This is a genomic window from Streptomyces sp. NPDC003691 (assembly GCF_053981115.1).
The window spans coordinates 1-24,898 of record NZ_JBSFNQ010000072.1; the positions used below are offsets into that span (position 1 = coordinate 1).

Annotated in this window: 22 protein-coding genes; 1 reads left to right on the forward strand and 21 read right to left on the reverse strand. The window is 72.8% G+C overall.

The annotated features are described in order from the left end of the window. Nucleotides 1-391: 391 nt before the first annotated feature. The 14 genes from ACWDR0_RS26715 to pyrR all read right to left on the reverse strand — a co-directional run bounded on the left by ACWDR0_RS26715 (nt 392) and on the right by pyrR (nt 18,141). Complete coding sequence (locus ACWDR0_RS26715) at nt 392-2,545, reverse strand: primosomal protein N' (RefSeq protein WP_456354321.1); 2,154 nt, start codon at nt 2,543-2,545, stop codon at nt 392-394. 133 nt (nt 2,546-2,678) lie between these two features. Beyond that, a complete protein-coding gene (metK, locus tag ACWDR0_RS26720; RefSeq protein ID WP_456354322.1) occupies nt 2,679-3,893 on the reverse strand; it encodes a methionine adenosyltransferase in 1,215 nt (404 codons plus the stop codon). 857 nt (nt 3,894-4,750) lie between these two features. Continuing rightward, complete coding sequence (coaBC, locus tag ACWDR0_RS26725) at nt 4,751-5,935, reverse strand: bifunctional phosphopantothenoylcysteine decarboxylase/phosphopantothenate--cysteine ligase CoaBC (RefSeq protein WP_456354323.1); 1,185 nt, start codon at nt 5,933-5,935, stop codon at nt 4,751-4,753. Between the two features lie 254 nt (nt 5,936-6,189). After that, complete coding sequence (gene rpoZ / locus ACWDR0_RS26730) at nt 6,190-6,468, reverse strand: DNA-directed RNA polymerase subunit omega (RefSeq protein ID WP_456354324.1); 279 nt, start codon at nt 6,466-6,468, stop codon at nt 6,190-6,192. Between the two features lie 113 nt (nt 6,469-6,581). Beyond that, a complete protein-coding gene (gmk, locus tag ACWDR0_RS26735) occupies nt 6,582-7,154 on the reverse strand; it encodes a guanylate kinase (protein WP_456354325.1) in 573 nt (190 codons plus the stop codon). 61 nt (nt 7,155-7,215) lie between these two features. Continuing rightward, entirely contained in the window at nt 7,216-7,539 is a 324-nt protein-coding gene (locus ACWDR0_RS26740) for an integration host factor (protein WP_003956414.1), read from the reverse strand. A 417-nt stretch (nt 7,540-7,956) separates the two neighbouring features. Next, nucleotides 7,957-8,802 (reverse strand): orotidine-5'-phosphate decarboxylase, encoded by an 846-nt coding sequence (pyrF, locus tag ACWDR0_RS26745; RefSeq protein WP_456354326.1) that lies wholly within the window; start codon nt 8,800-8,802, stop codon nt 7,957-7,959. Next, nucleotides 8,799-9,929: a quinone-dependent dihydroorotate dehydrogenase gene (locus ACWDR0_RS26750; protein WP_456354327.1), complete on the reverse strand. Its 1,131-nt coding sequence runs from the start codon at nt 9,927-9,929 to the stop codon at nt 8,799-8,801. Before ACWDR0_RS26750 ends, pyrF begins: the two co-directional genes overlap by 4 nt. Before the next feature lie 167 nt (nt 9,930-10,096). Continuing rightward, the gene (gene carB, locus ACWDR0_RS26755) at nt 10,097-13,414 is read right to left on the reverse strand and encodes a carbamoyl-phosphate synthase large subunit (protein ID WP_456354328.1); all 3,318 of its coding nucleotides are present in this window, start codon (nt 13,412-13,414) and stop codon (nt 10,097-10,099) included. After that, a complete protein-coding gene (gene carA, locus ACWDR0_RS26760; protein ID WP_456354329.1) occupies nt 13,407-14,555 on the reverse strand; it encodes a glutamine-hydrolyzing carbamoyl-phosphate synthase small subunit in 1,149 nt (382 codons plus the stop codon). The genes carB and carA overlap by 8 nt, the downstream gene beginning before the upstream one ends. After that, on the reverse strand, nt 14,552-15,127 hold the full coding sequence (locus ACWDR0_RS26765; RefSeq protein WP_456354330.1) for a PH-like domain-containing protein: 576 nt from the start codon (nt 15,125-15,127) through the stop codon (nt 14,552-14,554). Before ACWDR0_RS26765 ends, carA begins: the two co-directional genes overlap by 4 nt. Next, the gene (locus ACWDR0_RS26770) at nt 15,124-16,410 is read right to left on the reverse strand and encodes a dihydroorotase (protein ID WP_456354331.1); all 1,287 of its coding nucleotides are present in this window, start codon (nt 16,408-16,410) and stop codon (nt 15,124-15,126) included. The genes ACWDR0_RS26765 and ACWDR0_RS26770 overlap by 4 nt, the downstream gene beginning before the upstream one ends. A 2-nt stretch (nt 16,411-16,412) precedes the next feature. Beyond that, the gene (locus ACWDR0_RS26775) at nt 16,413-17,396 is read right to left on the reverse strand and encodes an aspartate carbamoyltransferase catalytic subunit (RefSeq protein ID WP_456354332.1); all 984 of its coding nucleotides are present in this window, start codon (nt 17,394-17,396) and stop codon (nt 16,413-16,415) included. Between the two features lie 157 nt (nt 17,397-17,553). Beyond that, nucleotides 17,554-18,141, reverse strand: coding sequence for a bifunctional pyr operon transcriptional regulator/uracil phosphoribosyltransferase PyrR (gene pyrR, locus ACWDR0_RS26780; protein WP_456354333.1), 588 nt, complete (start codon nt 18,139-18,141; stop codon nt 17,554-17,556). A 258-nt stretch (nt 18,142-18,399) separates the two neighbouring features. Here pyrR and bldD point away from each other — a divergent pair, with 258 nt between their 5' ends. Beyond that, a complete protein-coding gene (gene bldD / locus ACWDR0_RS26785; RefSeq protein WP_391240860.1) occupies nt 18,400-18,900 on the forward strand; it encodes a transcriptional regulator BldD in 501 nt (166 codons plus the stop codon). A 375-nt stretch (nt 18,901-19,275) separates the two neighbouring features. Here bldD and nusB read toward each other — a convergent pair whose 3' ends face one another. From nusB to ACWDR0_RS26820, 7 genes are all read right to left on the reverse strand, one after another. Beyond that, the gene (gene nusB, locus ACWDR0_RS26790) at nt 19,276-19,710 is read right to left on the reverse strand and encodes a transcription antitermination factor NusB (RefSeq protein ID WP_456354334.1); all 435 of its coding nucleotides are present in this window, start codon (nt 19,708-19,710) and stop codon (nt 19,276-19,278) included. A 2-nt stretch (nt 19,711-19,712) separates the two neighbouring features. Further along, nucleotides 19,713-20,279, reverse strand: a complete 567-nt coding sequence (gene efp / locus ACWDR0_RS26795) for an elongation factor P (protein WP_456354335.1) — start codon at nt 20,277-20,279, stop codon at nt 19,713-19,715. A gap of 56 nt (nt 20,280-20,335) precedes the next feature. After that, complete coding sequence (locus ACWDR0_RS26800; protein WP_456354336.1) at nt 20,336-21,442, reverse strand: aminopeptidase P family protein; 1,107 nt, start codon at nt 21,440-21,442, stop codon at nt 20,336-20,338. A gap of 61 nt (nt 21,443-21,503) precedes the next feature. Next, complete coding sequence (locus ACWDR0_RS26805; RefSeq protein WP_456354337.1) at nt 21,504-22,253, reverse strand: AAA family ATPase; 750 nt, start codon at nt 22,251-22,253, stop codon at nt 21,504-21,506. 612 nt (nt 22,254-22,865) lie between these two features. Beyond that, on the reverse strand, nt 22,866-23,306 hold the full coding sequence (gene aroQ / locus ACWDR0_RS26810) for a type II 3-dehydroquinate dehydratase (RefSeq protein WP_456354338.1): 441 nt from the start codon (nt 23,304-23,306) through the stop codon (nt 22,866-22,868). Then, a complete protein-coding gene (gene aroB / locus ACWDR0_RS26815) occupies nt 23,303-24,394 on the reverse strand; it encodes a 3-dehydroquinate synthase (protein ID WP_456354339.1) in 1,092 nt (363 codons plus the stop codon). Before aroB ends, aroQ begins: the two co-directional genes overlap by 4 nt. Further along, the gene (locus tag ACWDR0_RS26820) at nt 24,391-24,879 is read right to left on the reverse strand and encodes a shikimate kinase (protein ID WP_456354350.1); all 489 of its coding nucleotides are present in this window, start codon (nt 24,877-24,879) and stop codon (nt 24,391-24,393) included. Before ACWDR0_RS26820 ends, aroB begins: the two co-directional genes overlap by 4 nt. Nucleotides 24,880-24,898: the final 19 nt, after the last annotated feature.

The window sequence follows — 24,898 nt, forward strand, 5'->3', positions numbered from 1 at the left end:
GATCAGCTCGTCCGCGAGATGGGCCAGGCCTGGGGGTCCCCCCACGCCGCCAGGCGTCCAGGCCTGGGGGTCCCCCCACGCCGCCAGGCGTAGGGGGCGCAACTGCGCGAGAACCGTCCACGGCCCGCGTCCGGGCACCGACGCCACCGGGCCGGGCGCTTCCCGTGACCGGGCCCGGGAGCCGGAAACGGCCCGGGAGCCGTGGAGAGCCCGGCCGCTCAGGGCCACCCCGCCCGCGCCCTCCACGCCCCCGGGCCGGGCACTCCCGGGGCCGCGGAGCCCCGCACCGGGAGCACGGGGCCCGGTGGAGGGACACCTCCCGGGAGGCGGGCCAGCCATGGCAGGGACGCACCGTGGACGCGACCTCCGCGACGCCCCCGCGGGAGGCGGCCTACCCGATGTCCAGGGGGTCGATGCGGATACGGACCTGGTCCTGGCCGCCCCGGGCCGTCCGCGCCGCCCGGGCCGCCTTCAGGGCCCGTGCCAGCGCCGCGCCGCTCCCCGGCGGCACCCGCAGCAGGACCTGGGACCACGGCTCCCCCACCGGGGGGTCGCCGGGGCGCCGGGGGCGCCCGGCCGGCGGCTCCGGAAGCGGCACCGGACCCAGGACCTCCGTCTCCGGCGGGAGCCCCGCGCCGGCCACGAACGCGGCCACCGTGTCCGTGCGGCCCGTCACCGCCGCCATCCGGGACACCGGCGGGAAGCCCAGCTCCGCCCGGTCCGCCAGCTCCCGTTCGGCATGGCCCACCGGGTCCCAGCGCACCAGCGCCTGGACCGGGCGGAGGGTCGGCTCGGCGACGACGACCACCGTGCCGCCCCCGGGGCCGCCCCGGACCAGCGCCGCGGCGTCCGTCCAGCGCCGCAGGGCCTCCTCCGACGAGCGCAGATCGGGCCGCCCGAGCATCGCCCAGCCGTCCAGCAGCAGCGCCGCCGCATAACCGCCGTCGGCGACGGGTTCGGCGCCCGGCGTGCTGACCACCAGGGCGGGCCGCCCCGGCACCGAGTCCAGCACATGGTCGCGGCCGGAGGTACGGACCGGCACCGCAGGGAACGTACGCCCCAACTCCTCCGCGGTCCGCCGGGCGCCCACCACCCGGGCCCGGAGCCGCGTACCCCCGCAGGCGAGGCAGTGCCAGCCGGGCTCCTGCCGCCCGCACCAGCCGCAGCACAGCTCCCGCTCGTCGGGCGCCTGGAGCGGACCGGAGCACTGCCCGCACCGCGCGGGTGTCCGGCACCGCTCGCACGCCAGCCGGGGCACATAGCCCCGCCGGGGCACCTGGACCAGCACCGGCCCGTCCTTCAGCCCGTCCCGTACGGTCTCCCACGCCAGCGTCGGCAGCCGGGCGGCGCGCGCCGCTCCGTCCCGGCCCAGCTGTTCGTCCCCGACGGTGCGCACCAGGGGGGCCGCGGCCCGCACCTGGTCCCTGGGCGCGCGCAGCGGCCGCGCCCAGCCGCTGCGGACGAGCTGCGCCGCCTCGACGGTGCAGCTCAGGGAGCCCAGCAGAAAACCGCAGGACTCGTTGCGGGAGCGCAGCTCCAGCACCTCACGGACATGCGGGAACGGTGCGCGGTCGTCGCTGTGGCTGCCGTCGCCGTCGTCCCAGACGGCGACCAGGCCCAGCTCCCGTACCGGGGCGAACATCGCCGCGCGGGTGCCGACGACGGCCCGGACGGAACCCCGGCGCACCGCGAGCCACTGCGCGTACCGCTTCTCGGGCCCCGAGTCCGCGGTCAGCACCGCATGCCGCCCGGTCCCGAGCAGCGCGGTCAGCGCCTCGTCCACCCGGGCGACGCGCCGCCCGTCGGGGACGACGACCAGCGCGCCCCGCCCGGAGGCGAGGGCGGCGGCCACCGCCCGGGCCAGTTCGTCCGGCCAGTGCGGGCCGGGCAGCGCCGTCCAGACGGCCCGGGGGCTCGCGCCGCCCGCCAGGGCCCGCAGGAACTCGGGCCCGCTGGTGTACCGCCGCCAGCTCTCCGGACCGGGCACCGGGGGCGGCGGGAGCGGCGGCGGCGACGGCCGGCCCTCGGCCCGGGCGTTCCGCGGCGGGACGGCCAGCTGGAGTACGTCCGCCAGCGAGCCCGCGTACCGGTCGGCGACGTCCCGTGCGAGCGCCAGCGCCGCCGGGTCGAGCACCGGCTCCGGGGAGACCACGCTCGCCAGCGCGGCGAGCGCCCCGCTGTAGTCCGATTCGGCGCGGCGCTCCACCAGGAAGCCGTCGATCAGTCCGCCGCCCTCCCGGCGGCCCTGCCGCACCCGGCTGCCGCCCGCCCCGAACCGGACCCGCACCCGGACTCCGGGCTGCGCCTCCGCGTCCAGCTCCTTCGGCACCGCGTAGTCGAAGAACTGGTCCAGATGGAGCACGCCCTTGTTGACCACGACGCGCGCCACGGGCAGCTCCTCGGCGAGCGCGGCGCCGCGCCAGGTCCGTGGTTTGGCCCGGGGCACGTCGGCCCGCCGGACCGCGTCCCGGATCAGCGCCAACTGCTCGGGCGCGGCCGGTGCGGCCGGCCCGTCCTGCCCGGCCGACTCGTCCTCCCTGCTCACACCCGTAATTCTGGCAGAGCCCACCGACAGTCCCGGGTCCCGGAGCGCCACCGGAGTCACCGCCCGGCCCCGGAACGCGCGGAACCCCGCCGCCCGGGCGGGGCAGCGGGGTTCCGGAGGCGGAGCGCCGGGGTCAGAGACCCGCGGCGGTGCGGAGCGCGTCGGTGCGGTCGGTCCGCTCCCAGGTGAAGTCCGGCAGCTCACGGCCGAAGTGGCCGTACGCCGCGGTCTGCGCGTAGATCGGCCGCAGCAGGTCCAGATCGCGGATGATCGCCGCCGGGCGCAGGTCGAAGACCTCGCCGATGGCGTGCTCGATCTTCTCGACGTCGACCGTGGCCGTGCCGAAGGTCTCGACGAAGAGACCGACCGGCTCGGCCTTGCCGATGGCGTACGCGACCTGCACCTCGCAGCGTGCCGCGAGGCCCGCCGCGACGACGTTCTTGGCGACCCAGCGCATCGCGTACGCGGCGGAGCGGTCCACCTTGGACGGGTCCTTGCCGGAGAAGGCGCCGCCGCCGTGGCGGGCCATGCCGCCGTACGTGTCGATGATGATCTTGCGCCCGGTGAGCCCGGCGTCGCCCATGGGGCCGCCGATCTCGAACCGTCCGGTGGGGTTCACCAGCAGCCGGTAGCCGTCGGTGTCCAGCTTGATGCCGTCGTCGACGAGCTCCTTCAGCACGTGCTCCACGACGAACTCGCGGATGTCGGGAGCGAGCAGCGAGTCCAGGTCGATGTCGGAGGCGTGCTGCGAGGAGACCACGACCGTGTCGAGCCGGACGGCCTTGTCGCCGTCGTACTCGATGGTGACCTGGGTCTTGCCGTCGGGCCGCAGGTAGGGGATGGTGCCGTTCTTGCGGACCTCTGAGAGCCGGCGGGAGAGCCGGTGCGCCAGGTGGATGGGCAGCGGCATCAGCTCGGGCGTCTCGTCGCACGCGTAGCCGAACATCAGCCCCTGGTCGCCCGCGCCCTGCCGGTCGAGGTCGTCACCGCCGTCGGTACCCTCGACCCGCTTCTCGTACGCCTCGTCGACGCCCTGGGCGATGTCCGGGGACTGCGCTCCGATCGAGACCGAGACCCCGCAGGACGCGCCGTCGAAACCCTTCTTCGACGAGTCGTAGCCGATCTCCAGGATCTTGTTGCGCACGAGCGTCGGGATGTCGGCGTACGCCTGGGTGGTGACCTCGCCGGCCACATGGACCAGTCCGGTGGTGATCAGCGTCTCGACGGCGACGCGGGACGTGGGGTCCTCCGTCAGCAGGGCGTCGAGGATGGTGTCGCTGATCTGATCGGCGATCTTGTCGGGGTGACCCTCGGTCACTGACTCCGAGGTGAAAAGACGGCGGGACACATCGCTCCCTGGGGTTGCAGCGGCTGCTGGCTGATCATGGGTGGACCGGCAGGGGGCTGCGCCCCGCGACGTTCCGCGCACCAGTTTATCCGCCACCGTCCGCCGTCGGTCCACCCGTCCCGATTCGTGAGAGCCGAGTGGCCGATCCCTGAGCTGCGGCGATGGGGGCCCGGGGTGGGAGGAAAGGCCGAAATCATGCCTGTCGCCAGAGCCCTTTCGGGCGTTTTTCCGCGTCCGGCGTGGAGCGGGGCGCGTCGCCGTGTCCCGCCGGGCAGGACGGCCGGGCGCGACTCCGGCCGGGCGGGGCGGCGGTACCGGACCCGGCCGGGCGGCGCCCGGCCGGTCCGCTCCCCGGAGAGCGGACACGGGGCACCGCTTCCCGGACCACCGGGCCGGTACCGGTGCCCCGCGGGCGGCAGGGGAACGACAGCGGTACGCAGCCGGGCGCCGTCCGGCCCGGCGGGCGGACGGCGGGGGCGATCGATTCGCGGTGCCGCGGCCGGGGCGCGGTCCGGGCCCCGCGGGCGGGCGGCGGGGTCGTACCGGCCGGGTTTCCGGCAGAGCGCCCGAGGGTGGCGCAGGCCCGCCGCGGGCCGGGGACGGCCCCGGCCGTACCGGAGGCCCGCACCGGGCCGCCGCGTACCGGGGGCGGAGGCCGCTGACCGGACCGGCCCGGCCGACGGGCCGGACCCGGACGGCCCGGGCCGACAGCGGCACCGGACATACCCGGGAGTGGTACCGGTCCGCCGCGTACCGGCACGCGGGCCGGGAGCCGCACCGGTGTCCCCGCCCACCGGCGGCAGGGACCGGCACCCCCGCCTGCCCCACCCCCCGGGCGGGAGGCCGGCGGAGCCGGCTCAGTCCAGCCGGGGCAGGACCAGGTCCCAGACCGTGTCCGCGAGGGACTCCTTGGGGCCGTACGGCACCGGGGTCTCCGCGCCGTCGCGGTCGAGGACCACCGCCTCGTTCTCCTCCGAGCCGAAGGTCCGGCGCTCCCCCACCTCGTTGACGACCAGCAGGTCGCAGCCCTTGCGGCGGAGCTTGTCCCGGCCGTTCGCCAGAACGTCGTCGGTCTCGGCGGCGAAGCCCACGATCACCTGACCGGCCCGGGGCCGTTCGGCGGACAGTTCGGCGAGGACATCCGGATTGCGGACCAGGGCGACGGGCGCGGGCTCCGCCCCGTCCCGCTTCTTGATCTTGCCGGGGGCGTAGGCGGCCGGACGGAAGTCGGCGACCGCCGCCGCCATCACCACCGCGTCCGCGTCCGCGGCGGCCGCCAGCACCGCCTCGCGCAGCTCCAGCGCGGTCCCGACGGGCACCACGTCGACGCCCGCCGGATCGGGCAGGGCGGTGTTCGCGGCGACCAGGGTCACCCGGGCCCCCCGCGCGGCCGCGGTGCGCGCCAGCGCGTACCCCTGCTTGCCGGAGGAGCGGTTGCCCAGGAACCGGACCGGGTCCAGCGGCTCCCGGGTGCCACCGGCGCTGATCACCACATGGCGGCCCGCGAGATCGGGCACCGCGGTGCCCCGGGCCAGCACCCGGCGGCAGACCTCGAAGAGTTCACCGGGGTCGGGGAGCCTCCCCTTGCCGGTGTCGGCACCGGTCAGCCTGCCCACCGCGGGCTCGACCACCACGGCGCCGCGGCGGCGGAGCACGGCCACATTCTCCCGGGTGGCCGGGTGCTCCCACATCTCGGTGTGCATCGCGGGTGCGAAGACGACCGGACAGCGGGCCGTGAGCAGGGTGTTCGTCAGCAGGTCGTCGGCGAGGCCATGGGCCGCCTTCGCCAGCAGATCGGCGGTGGCGGGGGCGACGACCACCAGATCGGCGCCCTGGCCGATCCGGACGTGCGGTACCTCGTGCACCCCGGACCAGACCTCGGTCGAGACGGGGTGGCCGGAGAGGGCCTCCCAGGTCGGGGCGCCGACGAAGCGGAGGGCCGACGCCGTCGGTACCACCCGGACGTCATGGCCGGACTCCGTGAGCCGGCGCAGCAGCTCGCACGCCTTGTAGGCGGCGATGCCCCCGGCGACCCCCAGCACGACACGCGGCTTCTCGGACGTCCCCGGCGCCCCGTTCCCGGCTGCCTCCGGCGAAGCGCCGCCGGACGGCGCCCCCGACGACGGATCCGGCGTACTCGGCCCGGCCATGGTCTCTCCCCACTCTCGACTGTCACCCCCCATGACACACCACAGGCCCGGCGGTCTACCCGCCGGGCCTGTGGTGTGCGGATGCCGGATGCGGAGGGCGTCCGCACCGGTTCATCCGGCGATGCCGCCCTCGGGCGGCGATCGGTTCAGCGATCGTTGGGCGAACCCTCGGTGGCCTCGGAGGTCAGCAGACCCGCGTTGATCTCACGCAGCGCGATCGAGAGGGGCTTCTCGTGGACGTGGGTGTCGACGAGGGGGCCGACGTACTCCAGCAGGCCCTCACCGAGCTGCGAGTAGTACGCGTTGATCTGGCGCGCCCGCTTGGCCGCGTAGATCACGAGGCTGTACTTCGAGTCCGTGGCCTCGAGCAGCTCGTCGATCGGCGGGTTGATGATGCCCTCGGGCGCAGTGATGGAAGAGGACACGCTCTACCTTCCGAAAGAGGGAAATTGACGGTCTCGGCCGGTTCGGCCGAGGGCGGAGGTGCGTGGAGAGTTCCGCGCCGCCCCGCCCGGCCCGGCGAGATCTCGAAAGTGGATCACTCGCCGGACGACACTGCCATCAAGGCTAGCAGCTCACGCGCCACGTCCTCGACGGAGGTGTTGACCAGGGTCGTGTCGAACTCGGACTCGGCGGCCAGCTCGATCCGGGCGGCGGCCAGCCGCTCCTCGATCACCTCGGCCGACTCGGTGCCCCGGCCGGTGAGCCTGCGCACCAGTTCGTCCCAGCTCGGCGGGGCCAGGAAGACCAGCCGGGACTCCGGCATCGACTCCTTGACCTGCCGGGCGCCCTGGAGGTCGATCTCCAGCAGCACCGGCTCACCCGCCTCCAGCCGGTCGAGGACCGCCCGGCGGGGCGTGCCGTACCGGTTGCCCGCGAAGGTCGCCCACTCCAGCAGCTCGCCGTTGGCGATCAGCTTGTCGAATTCGTCGTCGGTGACGAAGAAATACTGGACGCCGTGGCGCTCGCCGGGGCGCGGCTTTCTCGTGGTGGCCGACACCGAGAGCCAGACCTCGGGGTGAACCTTGCGCATATGCGCGACGACCGTGCTCTTGCCGACCCCTGAGGGGCCGGAGAGCACGGTCAGCCGCGGACGTACTTCTGCTGCCATGCAGCGATTATCCCGGTTCTCCGGAGTGTCCGGGACCGCCGCCCCGGACACCGGGAGAGGATCAGGCGGGGCCGCCGCCGAACTCCCGCTCCAGGGAAGCGATCTGGTTGGAGCCGAGACCCCGGACACGACGGCTTTCGGAGATGCCGAGCCGCTCCATGATCTGCTTGGCGCGGACCTTGCCCACGCCGGGGAGCGACTCCAGGAGCGCGGAGACCTTCATCTTGCCGATGACGTCGTTCTCCTGGCCCTGCTTGATGACCTCGTGGAGCGAGGCGCCGGAGTGCTTGAGTCGATTCTTGACCTCGGCCCGCTCCCGGCGAGCCGCGGCGGCCTTTTCGAGCGCGGCTGCGCGCTGTTCAGGGGTAAGGGGCGGAAGAGCCACGCCTACGTCACCTCGGATGTCGAACTGTCGGATACGGACCGGTGAGGAACCTAGTAGCCCCACACCAGGCGAGCAACGAGCAACGCAGTGCTCGTGCCGCTCTTCGACGGAGACTAGCGGGCCGCACCGCTCCAGTCAGCGAGAACAGAGGAAAAGTCCTGGTCAGCATCAACCGACCGGGACTTTTACGACAAAACGGTGGGGTTTTTCGTCAAGATTCTGTCAACTCGCTGTGAGGACGGCTTTCCCGGACGGCCCGGCGGCCCCGCCGGCAAATCCGCTGGTCAGTACATCTACACGCGGTGACGGGCGGGGCCGGTGCACCGGAACCCGTTCGCAAACCGGTTCGGATTCCGATTCGGGTTCCGATTCGGGTTCCGGCCCCTCCGGAGACGGCTCCGGTCCCACCCGTAGGGACTACGCCCCGGCGACCGCCGCCCGGCACTCGTCCGCGAAACGCTCCGCGGCGGCCCGCAGGGCGGCCGGGTCCGGACCGTGGCGCAGCACGCCCCGGCTGACGCTGGGGACGACCTGGCCGGCCGCCGCGCCGAAGACCCGGGGGATGTCCGCCGGGGTCGCCCCCTGGGCCCCGATGCCCGGGGCGAGCAGCGGGCCGTTGACGGCCAGGTCCACTCCCGCGTCGCCGAGGGTGGCCCCGACCACCGCGCCGACCGAGCCCAGCGGCCGGGCGTCCGCGTTCTCGGCGGCGATATGGTCCAGCATCACCTGGGCCAGCGGCCTGCCGTCGGCGGCCACGGCCCGCTGGACCTCGGCCCCCTCCGGGTTGGAGGTGAGGGCCAGCACGAAGACGCCCGATCCGGCGGCGGACGCGGCGTCCAGCGCGGGGCGCAGGGAGCCGAAGCCGAGATACGGGGAGACGGTAACGGCGTCGGAGAAGAGCGGGGACGCCGGGTCGAGGAAGGCCGAGGCGTACGCCGCCATGGTGGAGCCGATATCGCCGCGCTTGGCGTCCATCAGGACCAGGGCGCCCGCGGACCGGGCCTCCGCCACGGCCTTCTCCAGTACGGCGACGCCACGGGAGCCGAACCGTTCGAAGAAGGCGGCCTGCGGCTTCAGTACGGCGACTTGGTCGGCGAGGGCCTCCACGGTGGTGCGGGTGAACTTCTCCAGACCGGCGACGTCGTCGTCGAGGCCCCAGGCGGTGAGCAGGGAGGCATGGGGGTCGATGCCGACGCAGAGCGGGCCGCGGTCGTCCATCGCCGCGCGCAGCCGGGTGCCGAAGGGGGTGGTGGGGGTGGTCATGCGGCGGTCTCCTCGCTGTCCGCTCGGCGGGCACCGGCCCGGACGTCGGCTCCGACGGCCTCGGCCAGGGTGGCGTACGGGCTGTTCCTCAGCCGGGCGGCCAGTCCCTTGTGGACGGCGCGGCTCCAGAACGGCCCCTGGTAGACGAAAGCGCTGTAGCCCTGGACCAGGGTGGCCCCGGCGAGGATCCGCTGCCAGGCGTCCTCGGCGGTCTCGACACCGCCGACGCCGACCAGGGTGATCCGGTCGCCGACCCGGGCGTAGAGCCTCCGCAGCACCTGGAGCGAGCGCTCCTTCAGCGGGGCGCCGGAGAGTCCGCCGGTCTCGGCGGTCAGCTCGGCCGGCGAGACCAGGCCGTCCCGGGCGATGGTGGTGTTGGTCGCGATGATCCCGTCGAGGCCCAGTTCGACGGCGAGGTCGGCGACGGCGTCGATGTCCTCGTCGGCGAGATCGGGGGCGATCTTGACCAGCAGCGGTACCCGGCGGCGGGTCTCGGTGCGGTCGGCGGCCTCCCGGACGGCGGTCAGCAGCGGCCGCAGGGACTCGGTGGCCTGGAGGTTCCGCAGTCCGGGGGTGTTCGGCGAGGAGACGTTGACCACGAGGTAGTCGGCGTGCCGGGCGAGCCGCTCGGTGGAGGTGACGTAGTCGGCGGCGGCCTCCGCCTCCGGGACGACCTTGGTCTTGCCGATATTGACGCCGACGGTGGTGCGGAAGACCGGGCGGCGCTCCCCGAGCCGCTGGGCGACGGCGGCCGAGCCGTCGTTGTTGAAGCCCATCCGGTTGATCAGGGCGCGGTCGGCGACCAGCCGGAAGAGCCGCTGCTTGGGGTTGCCGGGCTGGGCCATCGCGGTGACCGTGCCGATCTCCACGTGATCGAAGCCGAGCATGGCCAGACCGTCGATGCCGGAGGCGTTCTTGTCGAAGCCGGCCGCGAGCCCGAAGGGGCCGTGCATCCGGAGCCCGAAGGCCTCGGTGCGCAGTTCCTCGTGGCGGGGCGCGAGCACCGCCGCGGCGTAGGTCCGCAGTACGGGGATCCGGGCGAGGAGCCGGATCCAGCGGAAGGCGAGGTGATGGGCCGCCTCGGGGTCCATCCGCTTGAAGAAGAGGGAGAAGAAGAGCTGGTACATGGTGGGTTCCTCGGGGCCTGGGCCGTCGTCGGTGACCTCGCCGGCCGGGCGGGGATCCGGCGGGGCGGTTCCCGGGCCGGTCCGGCGGGTGGTGCCTGCGGGGGCTCTCGCGGGGAGGGGGACACCGCGTGTGCGGTGTCCCCCTCCCTTCGCGTCCCCCGGACCGGTCAGTCGCGGGCCGCGGTCAGGTGCTCGGCGTGCTCCTGGAGGGAGCGGACGCCGACATCGCCGCGGTTGAGCGCGTCGATGCCCTGGACGGCGGCGGCGAGCGCCTGGACCGTGGTGAGGCAGGGCACCGCCCGGGCCACGGCGGCGGTCCGGATGTCGTAGCCGTCGAGCCGGCCGCCGGTGCCGTACGGGGTGTTGACGATCAGGTCGACCCCGCCGTCGTGGATCAGCTGGACGATGGTCTTCTCGCCGTTCGGGCCCTCGCCCTCGCTGTGCTTGCGCACGACGGTGGCGTTGATGCCGTTGCGCTTGAGGACCTCGGCGGTGCCGGAGGTGGCGAGCAGTTCGAAGCCGTGGGCGACCAGCTCCCGGGCCGGGAAGATCATCGACCGCTTGTCGCGGTTGGCGACCGAGATGAAGGCGCGGCCCGTGGTGGGCAGCGGCCCGTAGGCACCGGCCTGGGACTTGGCGTACGCCGTGCCGAAGACGGTGTCGATGCCCATGACCTCGCCGGTGGAGCGCATCTCCGGGCCGAGGACGGTGTCCACGCCGCGGCCGTGGATGTCCCGGAAGCGGGACCACGGCATCACGGCCTCCTTGACGGAGATCGGCGCGTCCATCGGCAGGGTGCCGCCGTCGCCGGTGGCGGGCAGCAGCCCTTCGGCCCGGAGTTCGGCGATGGTGGCGCCGAGGGAGATCCGGGCGGCGGCCTTGGCCAGCGGTACGGCGGTCGCCTTGGAGGTGAAGGGGACCGTACGGGAGGCGCGGGGGTTGGCCTCCAGGACATAGAGGATGTCCCCGGCCATGGCGAACTGGATGTTGATCAGTCCGCGGACGCCGACGCCGCGGGCGATGGCCTCGGTGGAGGCGCGCAGCCGCTTGATGTCGAAGCCGCCGAGGGTGATCGGGGGCAGGGCGCAGGCGGAGTCGCCGGAGTGGATCCCGGCCTCCTCGATGTGCTCCATGACGCCGCCGAGGTACAGCTCGGTGCCGTCGTAGAGGGCGTCGACGTCGATCTCGATGGCGTCGTCGAGGAAGCGGTCGACCAGGACCGGCCGGGTGGGGCTGATCTCGGTGGACTCGGCGATGTACGACCGGAGGCGGGCCTCCTCGTACACGATCTCCATACCGCGGCCGCCGAGGACATAGCTGGGACGGACCAGGACCGGGTAGCCGATCTCGTCGGCGATGGCCTTGGCCTCGTCGAAGGTGGTGGCGGTGCCGTGCTTGGGGGCCGGCAGTCCGGCCTCCGCGAGGACCCGGCCGAAGGCACCGCGGTCCTCGGCGGCGTGGATGGCCTCCGGGGAGGTGCCGACGACGGGGACGCCGTTGTCCTTGAGGGCCTGGGCCAGGCCCAGCGGGGTCTGGCCGCCGAGCTGGACGACGACTCCGGCGATCGGTCCGGCCTGCGCCTCGGCGTGCACGATCTCCAGGACGTCCTCCAGGGTGAGCGGCTCGAAGTAGAGCCGGTCGGAGGTGTCGTAGTCGGTGGAGACGGTCTCGGGGTTGCAGTTGACCATCACGGTCTCGTAGCCCGCGTCGCTGAGCGCGAAGGAGGCGTGGACGCAGGAGTAGTCGAACTCGATGCCCTGGCCGATCCGGTTGGGGCCGGAGCCGAGGATGATCACGGCGGGCTTCTCGCGCGGGGCGACCTCGGTCTCCTCGTCGTACGAGGAGTAGAAGTACGGCGTCTTCGCGGCGAACTCGGCGGCGCAGGTGTCGACGGTCTTGTAGACCGGGCGGATGCCGAGCGCGTGGCGGACCTCGCGGACGACGTCCTCGCGCAGTCCGCGGATCCCGGCGATCTGGACGTCCGAGAAGCCGTGGCGCTTGGCGTCGGCGAGCAGCTCGGGCGTCAGCTTGTCGGCGGCAGCCAGCTCGTCCGCGTACTCCTTGATGAGGAAGAGCTGGTCGACGAACCAGGGGTCGATCCGGGTGGCCTCGAAGACCTCCTCGGGGCTCGCCCCGGCGCGGATGGCGGCCATCACGGTGTTGATGCGGCCGTCGGTGGGCTTCACGGCCTCGCGCAGCAGCTCCGCCTTGTCGCCGAGGTCGGCGACCGGGGTGGCGAAGTCGAACTGGCTGCCCTTCTTCTCCAGGGAGCGCAGGGCCTTCTGGAGGGCCTCGGTGAAGTTGCGGCCGATGGCCATCGCCTCGCCGACCGACTTCATGGTGGTGGTGAGGGTGGCGTCGGCGGAGGGGAACTTCTCGAAGGCGAAGCGGGGGGCCTTGACCACGACGTAGTCGAGGGTGGGCTCGAAGGACGCCGGGGTCTGCTCGGTGATGTCGTTGGGGATCTCGTCGAGCGTGTAGCCGACGGCCAGCTTCGCGGCGATCTTGGCGATGGGGAAGCCGGTGGCCTTGGAGGCGAGCGCGGAGGAGCGGGAGACCCGGGGGTTCATCTCGATGACGATGATCCGGCCGTCCTCGGGGTCCACCGCGAACTGGATGTTGCAGCCGCCGGTGTCGACGCCGACCTCGCGGATGATCGCGATGCCGATATCGCGGAGCCGCTGGTACTCGCGGTCGGTGAGGGTCATCGCGGGGGCGACGGTGATGGAATCGCCGGTGTGGACGCCCATCGGGTCGAAGTTCTCGATGGAGCAGACGACCACGACGTTGTCGTGCTTGTCGCGCATCAGCTCCAGCTCGTACTCCTTCCAGCCGAGGATGGACTCCTCCAGGAGGACCTCGGTGGTCGGGGAGAGGGTGAGGCCCTGGCCGGCGATGCGGCGCAGCTCCTCCTCGTCGTGGGCGAAGCCGGAGCCGGCGCCGCCCATGGTGAAGGAGGGGCGGACGACGACGGGGTAGCCGCCGAGGGTGTCGACGCCCTTGAGGACGTCGTCCATGGAGTGGCAGATCACCGAGCGCGCGGACTCGCCGTAGCCGATTTTGGCCTTGACGGCCTCGACGACGCCCTTGAAGAGGTCGCGGTCCTCGCCCTTGTGGATGGCCTCGACATTGGCGCCGATCAGCTCGACGCCGTACTTCTCCAGGACGCCCTGCTCGTGCATGGAGATCGCGGTGTTCAGCGCGGTCTGGCCGCCGAGGGTGGGCAGCAGCGCGTCGGGGCGCTCCTTGGCGATGATCTTCTCGACGAACTCGGGGGTGATCGGCTCGACGTAGGTGGCGTCGGCGATCTCCGGGTCGGTCATGATCGTGGCCGGGTTGGAGTTGACCAGGATCACCCGCAGGCCCTCGGCCTTGAGGACGCGGCAGGCCTGGGTGCCGGAGTAGTCGAACTCGGCGGCCTGGCCGATGACGATCGGGCCGGAGCCGATGACCAGGACGGACTGGATGTCGGTGCGCTTAGGCACGCTGGCCCTCCATCAGGGAGACGAAGCGGTCGAACAGGTACGCGGCGTCGTGCGGGCCCGCGGCCGCTTCGGGGTGGTACTGGACGCTGAAGGCCGGGCGGTCGAGCAGTCGCAGGCCCTCCACCACGTTGTCGTTGAGACAGACGTGGGAGACCTCGGCCCGGCCGTACGGGGTGTCGGAGACGGTGTCGAGGGGGGCGTCGACGGCGAAGCCGTGGTTGTGGGCGGTCACCTCGACCTTGCCGGTCGTACGGTCCTGGACCGGCTGGTTGATACCGCGGTGGCCGTACTTCAGCTTGTAGGTGCCGAAGCCCAGGGCACGCCCGAGGAGCTGGTTGCCGAAGCAGATCCCGAAGAGGGGGGTGCCGCGCTCCAGGACCGCCTTGACGACCGTGAGGTCGGCGGTGGCCGGGTCGCCGGGGCCGTTGGAGAGGAACACGCCGTCCGGGGCGACCGCGTACACCTCGTCGACGCCGGCGGTGGCGGGCAGGACATGGACCTCGATACCGCGCTCGGCCATCAGGTGCGGGGTCATGCCCTTGATGCCCAGGTCGAGGGCGGCCACGGTGAACCGCTTCTCGCCGATCGCGGGGACGGTGTACGCCTCGGGGGTGGCGACCTCGGCGGAGAGGTCGGCGCCGGTCATCTGGGGGGCGGTCCGGACCCGGGCGAGCAGGGCGGCCTCGTCGGCGAGGGTCTCGCCGGAGAAGATGCCGACCCGCATGGCGCCGCGCTCGCGCAGATGGCGGGTGAGGGCGCGGGTGTCGATGCCGCTGATGCCGACGACGCCCTGGGCGGCCAGTTCGTCGTCGAGGGTGCGGCGGGAGCGCCAGTTCGACGGGATCCGGGCGGGGTCGCGGACGACGTATCCGGCGACCCAGATCTTCCGGGACTCGTCGTCCTCGTCGTTGACACCGGTATTGCCGATGTGGGGGGCGGTCATGACGACGACCTGGCGGTGGTACGAGGGGTCGGTCAGCGTCTCCTGGTACCCGGTCATGCCGGTGTTGAACACCGCTTCGCCGAAGGTCTCCCCCACGGCCCCGTAGGCGCGGCCGCGGAAGGTGCGGCCGTCCTCCAGGACGAGTACGGCGGGAACCGTGGTCCGCCGTGCGGCGGTTCCCCTGGTGGAGGTGGTCATCGTGCGCCTTCCTTCGTGGTGATCAGGTTGTTCAGGGTGGTGACCCAGTCGTTGTGCTCGGCGGCCCGGTCGGAGCGGAAGCCGGAGTCCAGCAGGGTCCCGCCGTGCTCCCAGGTGAGGACGAGCAGTCCGCCCTCGGCGAGGACCTTGCCCGCGATGCCCTTGTCGAGGCGGGCCTCGCGCAGGGCGGCGCGGGGGATGTGGAAGTCGCCGGCCCCGGGGCGTACGACGTCCAGTCCGGCCTCGGTGAGGGTCAGCTCCACCCGGCTGCGGGCGCCCAGTCCGTGGGCGACGATGCGGTCCAGCCACTGTCCGGCGGTGGTGGAGCCGTGGTAGCGGCCGTGGAGGGTGGCGAGGGGGGTGCCGGAGTCCTCCGGTACGGCGGCGAGCGGGGGGAGGCCCGACTGGAGGCTGCCGCGCCACTTCCAGCCCTGGCGCATCAGCCAGTAGACCAGGGCGATGAAGAGGAGGAGTCCGACGACCCAGCCGATACGGGCGGCCCAGTCGGTCACCTCCGCCGACCTGCGCTCCTCGGCTGCGAGCCCTGCTGCGATGGTGGTGAGTGTTGTCACGTCAGCTTCCCGTCGACGACCGTTGCCCGGCCCCGCAGGAAGGTGTGGGTGACGCGTCCCGGCAGCTCACGGCCCTTGTAGGGGGTGTTGCGGCTGCGGGAGGCGAAGTCCGCGGGGTCCACCGCACCACGGTAAGCCGGATCGACCAGCACGAGGTTGGCGGGCTCACCGGGCGAGACGGGGCGGCCGTGGCCTTCGAGCCGGCCGATGCGGGCGGGCCGGAAGGACATCCGGTCGGCGACCCCGGCCCAGTCGAGCAGTCCGGTCTCCACCATCGTCTCCTGGACGACGGAGAGCGCGGTCTCCAGGCCGACCATGCCCATGGCCGCGGCGCCCCACTCGCAGTCCTTGTCCTCGTGGGGGTGGGGTGCGTGGTCGGTGGCGACGCAGTCGATGGTGCCGTCGGCCAGGGCCTCGCGGAGCGCGGTCACATCGGCGGCCGTGCGCAGCGGCGGGTTGACCTTGTAGACCGGGTCGTAGCTGCGGACCAGCTCGTCGGTGAGGAGGAGGTGGTGGGGGGTGACCTCGGCGGTGACGTCCCAGCCCTTGGACTTGGCCCAGCGCACGATCTCCACGGAGCCCGCGGTGGAGAGATGGCAGATGTGGACCCGGGAGCCGACGTGGGCGGCGAGGAGGACATCGCGGGCGATGATCGACTCCTCGGCGACGGCGGGCCAGCCGCCGAGTCCGAGTTCGGCGGAGACGATGCCCTCGTTCATCTGGGCGCCCTCGGTCAGCCGGGGCTCCTGGGCGTGCTGGGCGACGACGCCGTCGAAGGCCTTCACGTACTCCAGCGCCCGGCGCATGATCACCGCGTCGTCGACGCACTTGCCGTCGTCGGAGAAGACCTTCACCCCGGCGGCGGAGTCGTGCATGGCGCCCAGCTCGGCGAGCTGCTTGCCCTCCAGACCGACGGTGACGGCGCCGACGGGCTGGACGTCGCAGTAGCCGGACTCCTTGCCGAGCCGGTAGACCTGCTCGACGACACCGGCGGTGTCGGCGACCGGGAAGGTGTTGGCCATGGCGTGGACGGCGGTGTAGCCGCCGGCGGCCGCGGCGCGGGTGCCGGTGAGGACGGTCTCGGAGTCCTCGCGGCCGGGCTCGCGCAGATGGGTGTGGAGGTCGACCAGGCCGGGGAGGAGGATCCGGCCCGCGGCCTCGATCACCTCGGCGTCGCCGGGCTCGATGGTGTCCGCGACCTCGGCGATGGTCTCGCCGTCGATCAGGACGTCCTGGGGCCGTCCGCCGAGGATCCCGGCGCCACGGATAAGGATCTTGCTCATGGTTACTGGGTCTCCTCGGTACGGGACGTGTGGGCGGCGGCGGACTCGTTCCCGCCGAGCAGCAGATAGAGGACGGCCATCCGGATGGAGACCCCGTTGGCGACCTGTTCGACGGCGGTGCAGCGGTCGGAGTCGGCGACCTCGGCCGTGATCTCCATACCCCGGTTCATCGGTCCGGGGTGCATGACGACGGCGTGTTCCGGCATCCGGGCCATCCGGTCGCCGTCGAGGCCGTAGCGGCGGGCGTACTCGCGCTCGGTGGGGAAGAACGCGGCGTTCATCCGCTCGCGCTGGACCCGCAGCATCATCACGGCGTCGGACTTGGGGAGCACCGCGTCGAGGTCGTAGGAGACCTCGCACGGCCAGCTCTCGACACCGATCGGGACCAGCGTCGGCGGGGCGACCACGGTGACCTCGGCGCCGAGGGTGTTCAGCAGCAGGACATTGGAGCGGGCGACCCGGCTGTGCAGGACGTCACCGACGATGGTGATACGGCGTCCGGCCAGGTCACGGCCCATCCCGGTGTCCCGGCCGACCAGTCGGCGGCGCACCGTGAAGGCGTCGAGGAGGGCCTGGGTGGGGTGCTCGTGGGTGCCGTCGCCGGCATTGACGACGGATCCGTCGATCCACCCCGAGTTCGCCAGCCGGTAGGGCGCTCCGGAGGCGTGGTGGCGGATGACGACGGCGTCGGCGCCCATGGCCTCCAGGGTCAGGGCGGTGTCCTTGAGGGACTCGCCCTTGGAGACCGAGGACCCCTTGGCGGAGAAGTTGATGACATCGGCCGAGAGCCGCTTGGCGGCGGCCTCGAAGGAGATCCGGGTCCGGGTCGAGTCCTCGTAGAAGAGGTTCACGACGGTACGGCCGCGGAGGGTGGGCAGCTTCTTGATCGGCCGGTCGGCGACGCGCGCCATCTCCTCGGCGGTGTCGAGGATCAGGACGGCGTCGTCCCGCGTGAGATCGGCGGCCGAGATGAGGTGGTGCTTCATCTGGTGGGCTCCGGTGGGTTCGGCTCGGGTCGGCACGTTCGGCGTGCGCGGGGGCGCGGCGCCGCGGCGGCGGACCGCCGCGGTCCCGGGGTACGGGCGCGCGGGCGCACGGAGGCACCCGTGGCGCCGGTTCGCGGGCGCACGGGGCTTCGGGCGGCTAGCTCTGTTCGGTTCCGCGCACGCCGAGCAGCACGGTGTCCCGCCCGTCCTCTTCGGAGAGGAGGACCTTGACGGTCTCGCGCAGGGACGTGGGCAGGTTCTTGCCGACGTAGTCGGCGCGGATCGGCAGCTCCCGGTGGCCGCGGTCGACGAGGACCGCGAGCTGGACCGCGCGGGGGCGGCCGATATCGCCGAGGGCGTCGAGCGCGGCGCGGATGGTGCGGCCGGAGAAGAGCACGTCGTCGACGAGGACGACGAGACGGCCGTCGATGCCGTCACCGGGGATCTCGGTGCGGGCGAGCGCGCGGGCGGGCCGCAGCCGCAGGTCGTCGCGGTACATCGTGATGTCGAGGGAGCCGACCGGGACGGGACGTCCGGTGATCTGCTCCAGCTTTCCGGCGAGCCTGCGGGCGAGGAAGACGCCGCGGGTGGGGATGCCGAGGAGAATCACGTCGTCGGCGCCCTTGGCGCGTTCGACGATCTCGTGGGCGATCCGGGTCAGCACCCGAGCGATGTCGGGAGCCTCCAGAACGGGGCGGGCCGTGTCGGGGCCGCCGGTGTGGCTGTTCGTATCCATGGATTCCATGGAGAAACAGACCTCCTTCTCCGCCTCACGGGACGGACCTTAAAGGACGTCGGATGGTGCGCTCACTACCGTACCAGGGCCATTCGGGGGAACCCTGCGGGGGATGGTCCGGACCTGGGACGATGTCCGCAGTGATCATGACAGGCCACCGGTCTGGACCCGTTCGGCTTGACGCGTCCGAATCACGCTGCGTAACCTCACAGTGAGTCACCAGCCGCGCGGCGGAGCCGCACGTTGTCACAGCGTCCGGGGAGCTATATGTCCAGCGAATACGCAAAGCAGCTCGGGGCCAAGCTCCGCGCCATCCGCACGCAGCAGGGGCTCTCCCTCCACGGCGTGGAAGAGAAGTCCCAGGGCCGCTGGAAGGCCGTGGTGGTCGGCTCGTACGAGCGCGGCGACCGCGCTGTGACGGTCCAGCGCCTGGCCGAGCTGGCCGACTTCTACGGGGTTCCGGTGCAGGAGCTGCTGCCGGGCACCACCCCGGGCGGGGCCGCCGAGCCGCCGCCGAAGCTGGTCCTCGACCTGGAGCGGCTGGCCCATGTGCCGGCCGAGAAGGCGGGCCCCCTCCAGCGCTACGCGGCGACCATCCAGTCGCAGCGCGGCGACTACAACGGCAAGGTGCTGTCGATCCGCCAGGACGACCTGCGCACGCTGGCCGTGATCTACGACCAGTCGCCGTCCGTCCTGACCGAGCAGCTCATCAACTGGGGCGTGCTGGACGCGGACGCGCGGCGCGCGGTCGCCCACGAGGACAACTGACACCGGCCCCCGCGGGGGCTGCGGAGAATCGTCACGCCCGAGGGCGGGACCCGGAAGGCCGGGTTCCGCCCTCGGGCGTTTCCGGCGGGGAGACGGCCGTACGGGGCCGTACCGGCCCGGGACCGGATGGTCCGCGGTTGCCCGGGCCCGTAACTCACGGACGGCCGGTACCGGCGCGGGGACGGCCCTCCAGCCGCTCGCCCGGCCTTCCGGGCGTACCGGCCGCGCCCCCGGCCGCGACGGAGTCCCCGGACACCGGCGCGGCGGCTCTCTCACGGCCCTGCCTGCCCTGCGGACGAGAGCGGGCCCGGGCACCGGGACCGGATGGTCCGCGGTGCCCGGGCCCGTAACCTCACGGACGGCCGGTACCGGCCGTCAGGCGCCGTCGCGCCGCAGGGACGGCTTCAGCTCCTTGAAACGGCCCAGGAGGCCGTTGACGAAGGACGGCGAATCGTCGGTGGAGAACTCCTTGGCGAGCTGCACCGCCTCGTCGATCACCACCGCGTCCGGCGTCTCGTCGACCCAGACCAGCTCGTAGGCGCCGAGCCGGATGATGTTCCGGTCGACGACGGGCATCCGGTCGAGGTCCCAGTCGGTCGCGTACGTCGAGATCAGCTCGTCGATCCGGACCTCGTGGCCCGCGTACCCCTCGACCAGCTGCATCGTGTACTCGTTGACCGGCGGCTGCCGGTCATCGGTCCGTGAGTGGCGGATCCAGTCGGCGAGCACCGTCTGCGCGGGCACGCCGCGCTGGTCCGCCTCGAAGAGGATCTGGAAGGCGCGCTTACGGGCCTTGCTGCGAGCGGCCACGGTTAGCTGTTCACCCGGCTGAGGTAGTCGCCGGAGCGGGTGTCGACCTTGATCTTCTCACCCGTGGTGATGAAGAGCGGCACCTGCACCTCGAAGCCCGTCTCCAGCTTCGCGGGCTTGGTGCCACCGGTGGAGCGGTCGCCCTGGACGCCCGGCTCGGTCTCGGCGATCACCAGCTCGACGGCGGCCGGCAGCTCCACGTAGAGCACCTCGCCCTCGTGCGTGGCGACCGTGGCCTCGAAGCCCTCGATCAGGAAGTTGGCGGAGTCGCCGACGGCCTTCCGCTCGATGTGGAGCTGGTCGTACGTCTGCATGTCCATGAAGACGAAGTAGTCGCCGTCCATGTACGAGAACTGCATGTCACGGCGGTCGACGGTGGCCGTCTCGACCTTCACACCGGCGTTGAACGTCTTGTCGACGATCTTCCCGGACAGCACGTTCTTGAGCTTGGTGCGCACGAAGGCCGGGCCCTTGCCGGGCTTGACGTGCTGGAACTCGACGACGGACCAGAGCTGGCCGTTGTCGAGCTTGAGCACCATGCCGTTCTTGAGGTCGTTCGTGGAAGCCACGGTTGCGGAATCTCCTGGACTGACGTGGACGACCGGGGGCACCGCGGTACGCGCCGCTAGAGCGCGAGCAGCTCCTTGGTCGTGATGGTGAGTAGCTCGGGTCCGCCGTCCGCCTCCTGGCGTACGACGAGCGTGTCATCGATCCGGACCCCGCCCCGGCCCGGAAGGTGGACCCCCGGTTCGACGGTGACCGGCACGCAAGCGTCCAGTTTACCCATGGCCGCAGGAGTCAACTGCGGGTCCTCGTCGATTTCGAGCCCGACGCCGTGCCCGGTGAGCGGAGCGAGCCCCGCTCCGTGGCCCGCGCCGTCGAGGATCCGCCGCGCCGCGCCGTCCACGTCGCGGTACGCCATGCCCGGCCGCAGGGACTCCCGGGCGGCCCGCTGGGCGGCGAAGACCAGCTCGTACAGTTCGATCTGCCAGTCCGCCGGGGTGGTGCCGATCACGAAGGTCCGGCCGATCTCGCAGCGGTAGCCGCGGTAGTCGGCGCCGACACAGACGGTGAGGAAATCACCCTCCTCGACCCTGCGGTCGGTGGGCCGGTGTCCCCGGCGGCCGGAGTTCGGGCCGGTGGCCACGGAGGTGGGAAAGGCGGGGCCGTCGGCGCCGTGGTCGACGAGCCGGCGCTCCAGCTCCAGCGCGAGATGGCGCTCGGTCCGGCCCACCAGGATGGACTCCAGCAGCTCGCCCAGCGCCTGGTCGGTGATCTCCGCGGCGATCCGGAGGCAGGCGATCTCCTCCTCGTCCTTGACGATCCGCTGCCGTTCGACCGCGAGCCCGGTGTCGGCCAGGCGCAGTCCGGGCAGCGCCCGGCCGATGGCGCGGTGCCGGGCGACGGTCAGATGGTGCTCCTCAACGGCCAGCTCGGTGGCCTTGGCGCGGTGGGCGAGACCGGCGGCCGCGATCACCGGGTCGGGGCCGTCCTCGGACAGCAGGGCCGGCCGGAGCGCCTCGTCGGGGGGCCCGGTGCCGGGGGCGCCGGAGGAGGGGGTGGCCGGGCAGCACAGGGTGTCCTCGCCGGGCCCGATCAGCAGGACGGCCCCCGGCGGGGCCGTCCCGGCGAGATAGCGCACATTGGCGGGGCGGGAGATCAGGACCGCGCCGCCGTTCTCCGCGTACCGTTCCCGCAACCGGTCGCGGCGGGCCGCGAACACCTCTGCCATGATCCGAGCGTACGAGCGTTCGCGCCGCGCGGCGCGCCCAGCGCGTCCGACCGGTCTCCGGCTACCAGGACGGGGGGCTGGCGATCGCCCGGGCGAGGGCCTCGTCGAGGACCCGCGCGGTGGTCTCCACGTCGTACTTGGTGTTGTCGATGATCGGGAGCCCGGATCCGTACCAGCCGGCCATCCGGCCGTGGATGCTCGCGACCTCCTCGTCCGCCAGTCGGCGGTTGCCGCTGCGCTGCGCGTTGCGTTCCAGGACGGTCTCCAGCCCGGGGAGCAGCACGACGGGCAGCAGGCCCGGGCCCACATGGCGCTTCCAGCCACCGAGGCCGACGACCGGACGGTCGGGGAAGACGGCGTCGTCGAGGATGCAGGAGATGCCGTTGGCGAGGAAGTTGCGGGCGGCGAAGCCGCAGGTGCGGCGGGCGAGGCGGTACTGGGCCTCGGAGTGCTCGTTCCAGCCGGCCTTGGGGTCGGCGAATCCGGAGCGGACCCATTCGCGGACGTCGTCGAGGCTGATGTGCGCGGTGGGCACCGGACGGCGGGCGGCCCAGTGGCGGGCCACGGTCGTCTTGCCCGCGCCCGCGGGCCCGATCAGGAGTACGGCGAGCGTGGTCGCGCCCGTTCCGCTCTCCGGCGCCGCGGGCAGCGGGACGGGCGGCAGCGCGGCTTCGGGCCTCGGCGGGGGCGCGGCGGGGTGCGGCGGTCCCGGCTGGGCCCAGCCGGGGGCATGCGCAGGCGGTACGGGACCGGTGGCACCGCCCTGCTCCTGACGGCGAGGCGGCGGCGGGGGCCCCGTTGGGTGCTGCATCCGGTGCGACTCCGTCTCGTTCGCTGCGTACGGCGGTCGGTCCCCGCCCTGCGGGAACGGTACCTCCCCGCCCCGCCGGAGACGCTCCCTCGTATTTGGAGAGTCCTCCGAAGCCGACGGGGTTCCCTCACACCCGCGCCGAACCGGCTCCGGACGTCCTGTTTCTCCTACTGCGGACCGTGGGACGGTTCGCACTCGGCAATCCGCCCCCCGTACCCCCGGCATGGGGAGCCGGTACCCCTTCCTGCCCGCACCCGCCCTGTCGGGGAAGTCCTCATGGGGCTCGGCAGGACAGGCGCCTTGAGGGCTGATCATGCCGGGATCACGTGGGAGGGGGGTGCAGGGTCGCCCCCGCAGTGGGCTGCGACAAGACGGGACGCGCTTCAGCGGCGGTGCATCGCAGCCCGCGAGGAGGTGAGCCCGGAGGCCACCGACCCACCCGCACCCGGCAGGGCCGGTGACCTACCCCACGGAGAGCGTGACCCGACCGCCCCGAGGCACCCGCACCCGGCGGACCCGGCACCCCCGGAAACCCGTACACCACGAGACCCCGCGCACGGCAGCAGCCGGGCCCCCAGGGCCGAGGCCCGGGTCACCCCACAGCGGGAGGCGCTACGGCGCCAGTTCCTCCGCCAGCGCCCGCAGCGCCAGCCGGTAGGACCCGATGCCGAGCCCCGCGATGGTGGCCGTGGCGACCGCCGCGACCACCGAGGTGTGCCGGAAGGTCTCCCGGGCGTACGGATTCGAGATGTGGACCTCGATGAGCGGGGCGGTCTTCTGGGCCGCGGCGTCCCGGACGGCGTACGAGTAGTGCGTGAACGCGCCGGGGTTCAGGACCACCGGGACCGCGCCGTCCGCCGCCTCGTGGAGCCAGCGGATCAGCTCGCCCTCGTCGTTGGTCTCGCGGACCTCGACATCGAGACCGAGCTGTTCGCCGAGCGCCCGGCAGCTCTCGACCAGGCCCGCGTAGGACGTGGCGCCGTAGACATCGGGTTCGCGGGAGCCGAGGCGGCCCAGGTTGGGTCCGTTGAGGACGAGGACCGGGCGGCTCATGACGCCACCTCGCCGTAGGCGGCGAGCAGCAGCGACGGGTCCGGTCCCTCCAGGACGTTCGGCTTGCCGAGGCCGTCGAGGACGATGAACCGCAGCAGGCTGCCGCGGGACTTCTTGTCGACCTTCATGGTCTCCAGCAGCTTGGGCCACTGGTCGCCGCGGTAGGTCAGGGGCAGTCCGACGGACTTCAGTACGGCGGCGTGCCGGTCGGCCGTGGCGTCGTCGAGCCGTCCGGCGAGCCGGCCCAGCTCGGCGGCGAAGACCATGCCGACGGAGACGGCCGCGCCGTGGCGCCACTTGTAGCGCTCGTTCTTCTCGATGGCGTGGGCGAGGGTGTGGCCGTAGTTGAGGATCTCGCGGCGGCCGGACTCCTTGAGGTCGCCGGAGACGACTTCGGCCTTGACCCGGATGGACCGCTCGATCAGCTCGGCGGTGTGGGGTCCGGCGGGGGTACGCGCGCCCTCGGGGTCGGCCTCGATCAGGTCGAGGATCGCCGGGTCGGCGATAAAGCCCGCCTTGATGATCTCGGCGAGTCCGCTGACGTAGTCGTGGACGGGCAGCGAGTCCAGCGCGGCCAGGTCGCAGAGCACGCCCGCGGGCGGGTGGAAGGCGCCCACGAGGTTCTTGCCCTCGGCGGTGTTGATGCCGGTCTTGCCGCCGACGGCGGCGTCGACCATGCCGAGGACGGTGGTGGGGACGGCGATCCAGCGGACCCCGCGGAGCCAGCTCGCCGCGACGAAGCCGGCCAGGTCGGTGGTGGCGCCGCCGCCGACGCCGACGATGACATCGGTACGGGTGAAGCCGGACTGTCCGAGGGCCTTCCAGCAGTAGGCGGCGACCTCGGCTGTCTTGGCCTCCTCGGCGTTGGGCACCTGGACCGCGACGACCTCGTACCCCTGGTCCCGGAGGTCCCCGGCGATGGCGTCGCCGGTGCCTTCGAGGGCCTCCGGGTGGATGACCGCGACCCGCTGGGCCTGCCCGATCAGCGCGGGCAGCTCGCCGAGGAGCTGCCGCCCGACCAGGACCTCGTACGGTGCGGTGCCGTCGGTGCCGCCGACCCGGATCCGGGTCACTGCCTGCTCGGTCATGCGGGGAAGTCCTTCAGCTCCAGGGCGTCGAGGATCGCGTCGGCGACCTCGTCGGGGGTGCGGTCGTCGGTGGCGACGACGGCCCGCGCCACCTCGGTGTAGAGGGGGCGGCGGGCGTCCATCAGCTCGCGCCACTGACGGCGGGGGTTGACGGCGAGCAGCGGGCGGGCCTGGTTGAGCCCGGTGCGGCGGACCGCTTCGTCGACCTCCAGGGAGAGGTAGACGACGGGCAGTCCGGAGAGGAGGGCGCGGGTGGTGGAGTCCAGGACCGCGCCGCCGCCGAGGGAGAGTACGCCGCTGTGGACGGCGAGGGCCTCCTGGACGGCGGCCTTCTCCAGCTCGCGGAAGCGGGGCTCGCCGTCCTCGACGAAGATGTCGGAGATCTCCCGGCCCTGGGCGGTGACGATGTCCGCGTCGGTGTCGCGGTAGGGCACGCCGAGCCGCCGGGCCAGCACCTCGCCCACCGTGGATTTGCCGGAGCCCATCGGCCCGACCAGGACGATC

Coding starts and splice junctions, on each gene's coding strand:
- bldD (WP_391240860.1), top strand. CDS start 18,400: ATGTCCAGCGAATACGCAAAGCAGCTCGGGGCCAAGCTCCGCGCCATC.
- ACWDR0_RS26750 (WP_456354327.1), bottom strand. CDS start 9,929: ATGTACCAGCTCTTCTTCTCCCTCTTCTTCAAGCGGATGGACCCCGAG.
- ACWDR0_RS26820 (WP_456354350.1), bottom strand. CDS start 24,879: ATGGGCTCCGGCAAATCCACGGTGGGCGAGGTGCTGGCCCGGCGGCTC.
- pyrF (WP_456354326.1), bottom strand. CDS start 8,802: ATGACCACCCCCACCACCCCCTTCGGCACCCGGCTGCGCGCGGCGATG.
- ACWDR0_RS26800 (WP_456354336.1), bottom strand. CDS start 21,442: ATGGCAGAGGTGTTCGCGGCCCGCCGCGACCGGTTGCGGGAACGGTAC.
- aroB (WP_456354339.1), bottom strand. CDS start 24,394: ATGACCGAGCAGGCAGTGACCCGGATCCGGGTCGGCGGCACCGACGGC.
- ACWDR0_RS26775 (WP_456354332.1), bottom strand. CDS start 17,396: ATGAAGCACCACCTCATCTCGGCCGCCGATCTCACGCGGGACGACGCC.
- ACWDR0_RS26805 (WP_456354337.1), bottom strand. CDS start 22,253: ATGCAGCACCCAACGGGGCCCCCGCCGCCGCCTCGCCGTCAGGAGCAG.
- ACWDR0_RS26770 (WP_456354331.1), bottom strand. CDS start 16,410: ATGAGCAAGATCCTTATCCGTGGCGCCGGGATCCTCGGCGGACGGCCC.
- gmk (WP_456354325.1), bottom strand. CDS start 7,154: ATGGCAGCAGAAGTACGTCCGCGGCTGACCGTGCTCTCCGGCCCCTCA.
- carA (WP_456354329.1), bottom strand. CDS start 14,555: ATGACCACCTCCACCAGGGGAACCGCCGCACGGCGGACCACGGTTCCC.
- pyrR (WP_456354333.1), bottom strand. CDS start 18,141: ATGGAATCCATGGATACGAACAGCCACACCGGCGGCCCCGACACGGCC.
- aroQ (WP_456354338.1), bottom strand. CDS start 23,306: ATGAGCCGCCCGGTCCTCGTCCTCAACGGACCCAACCTGGGCCGCCTC.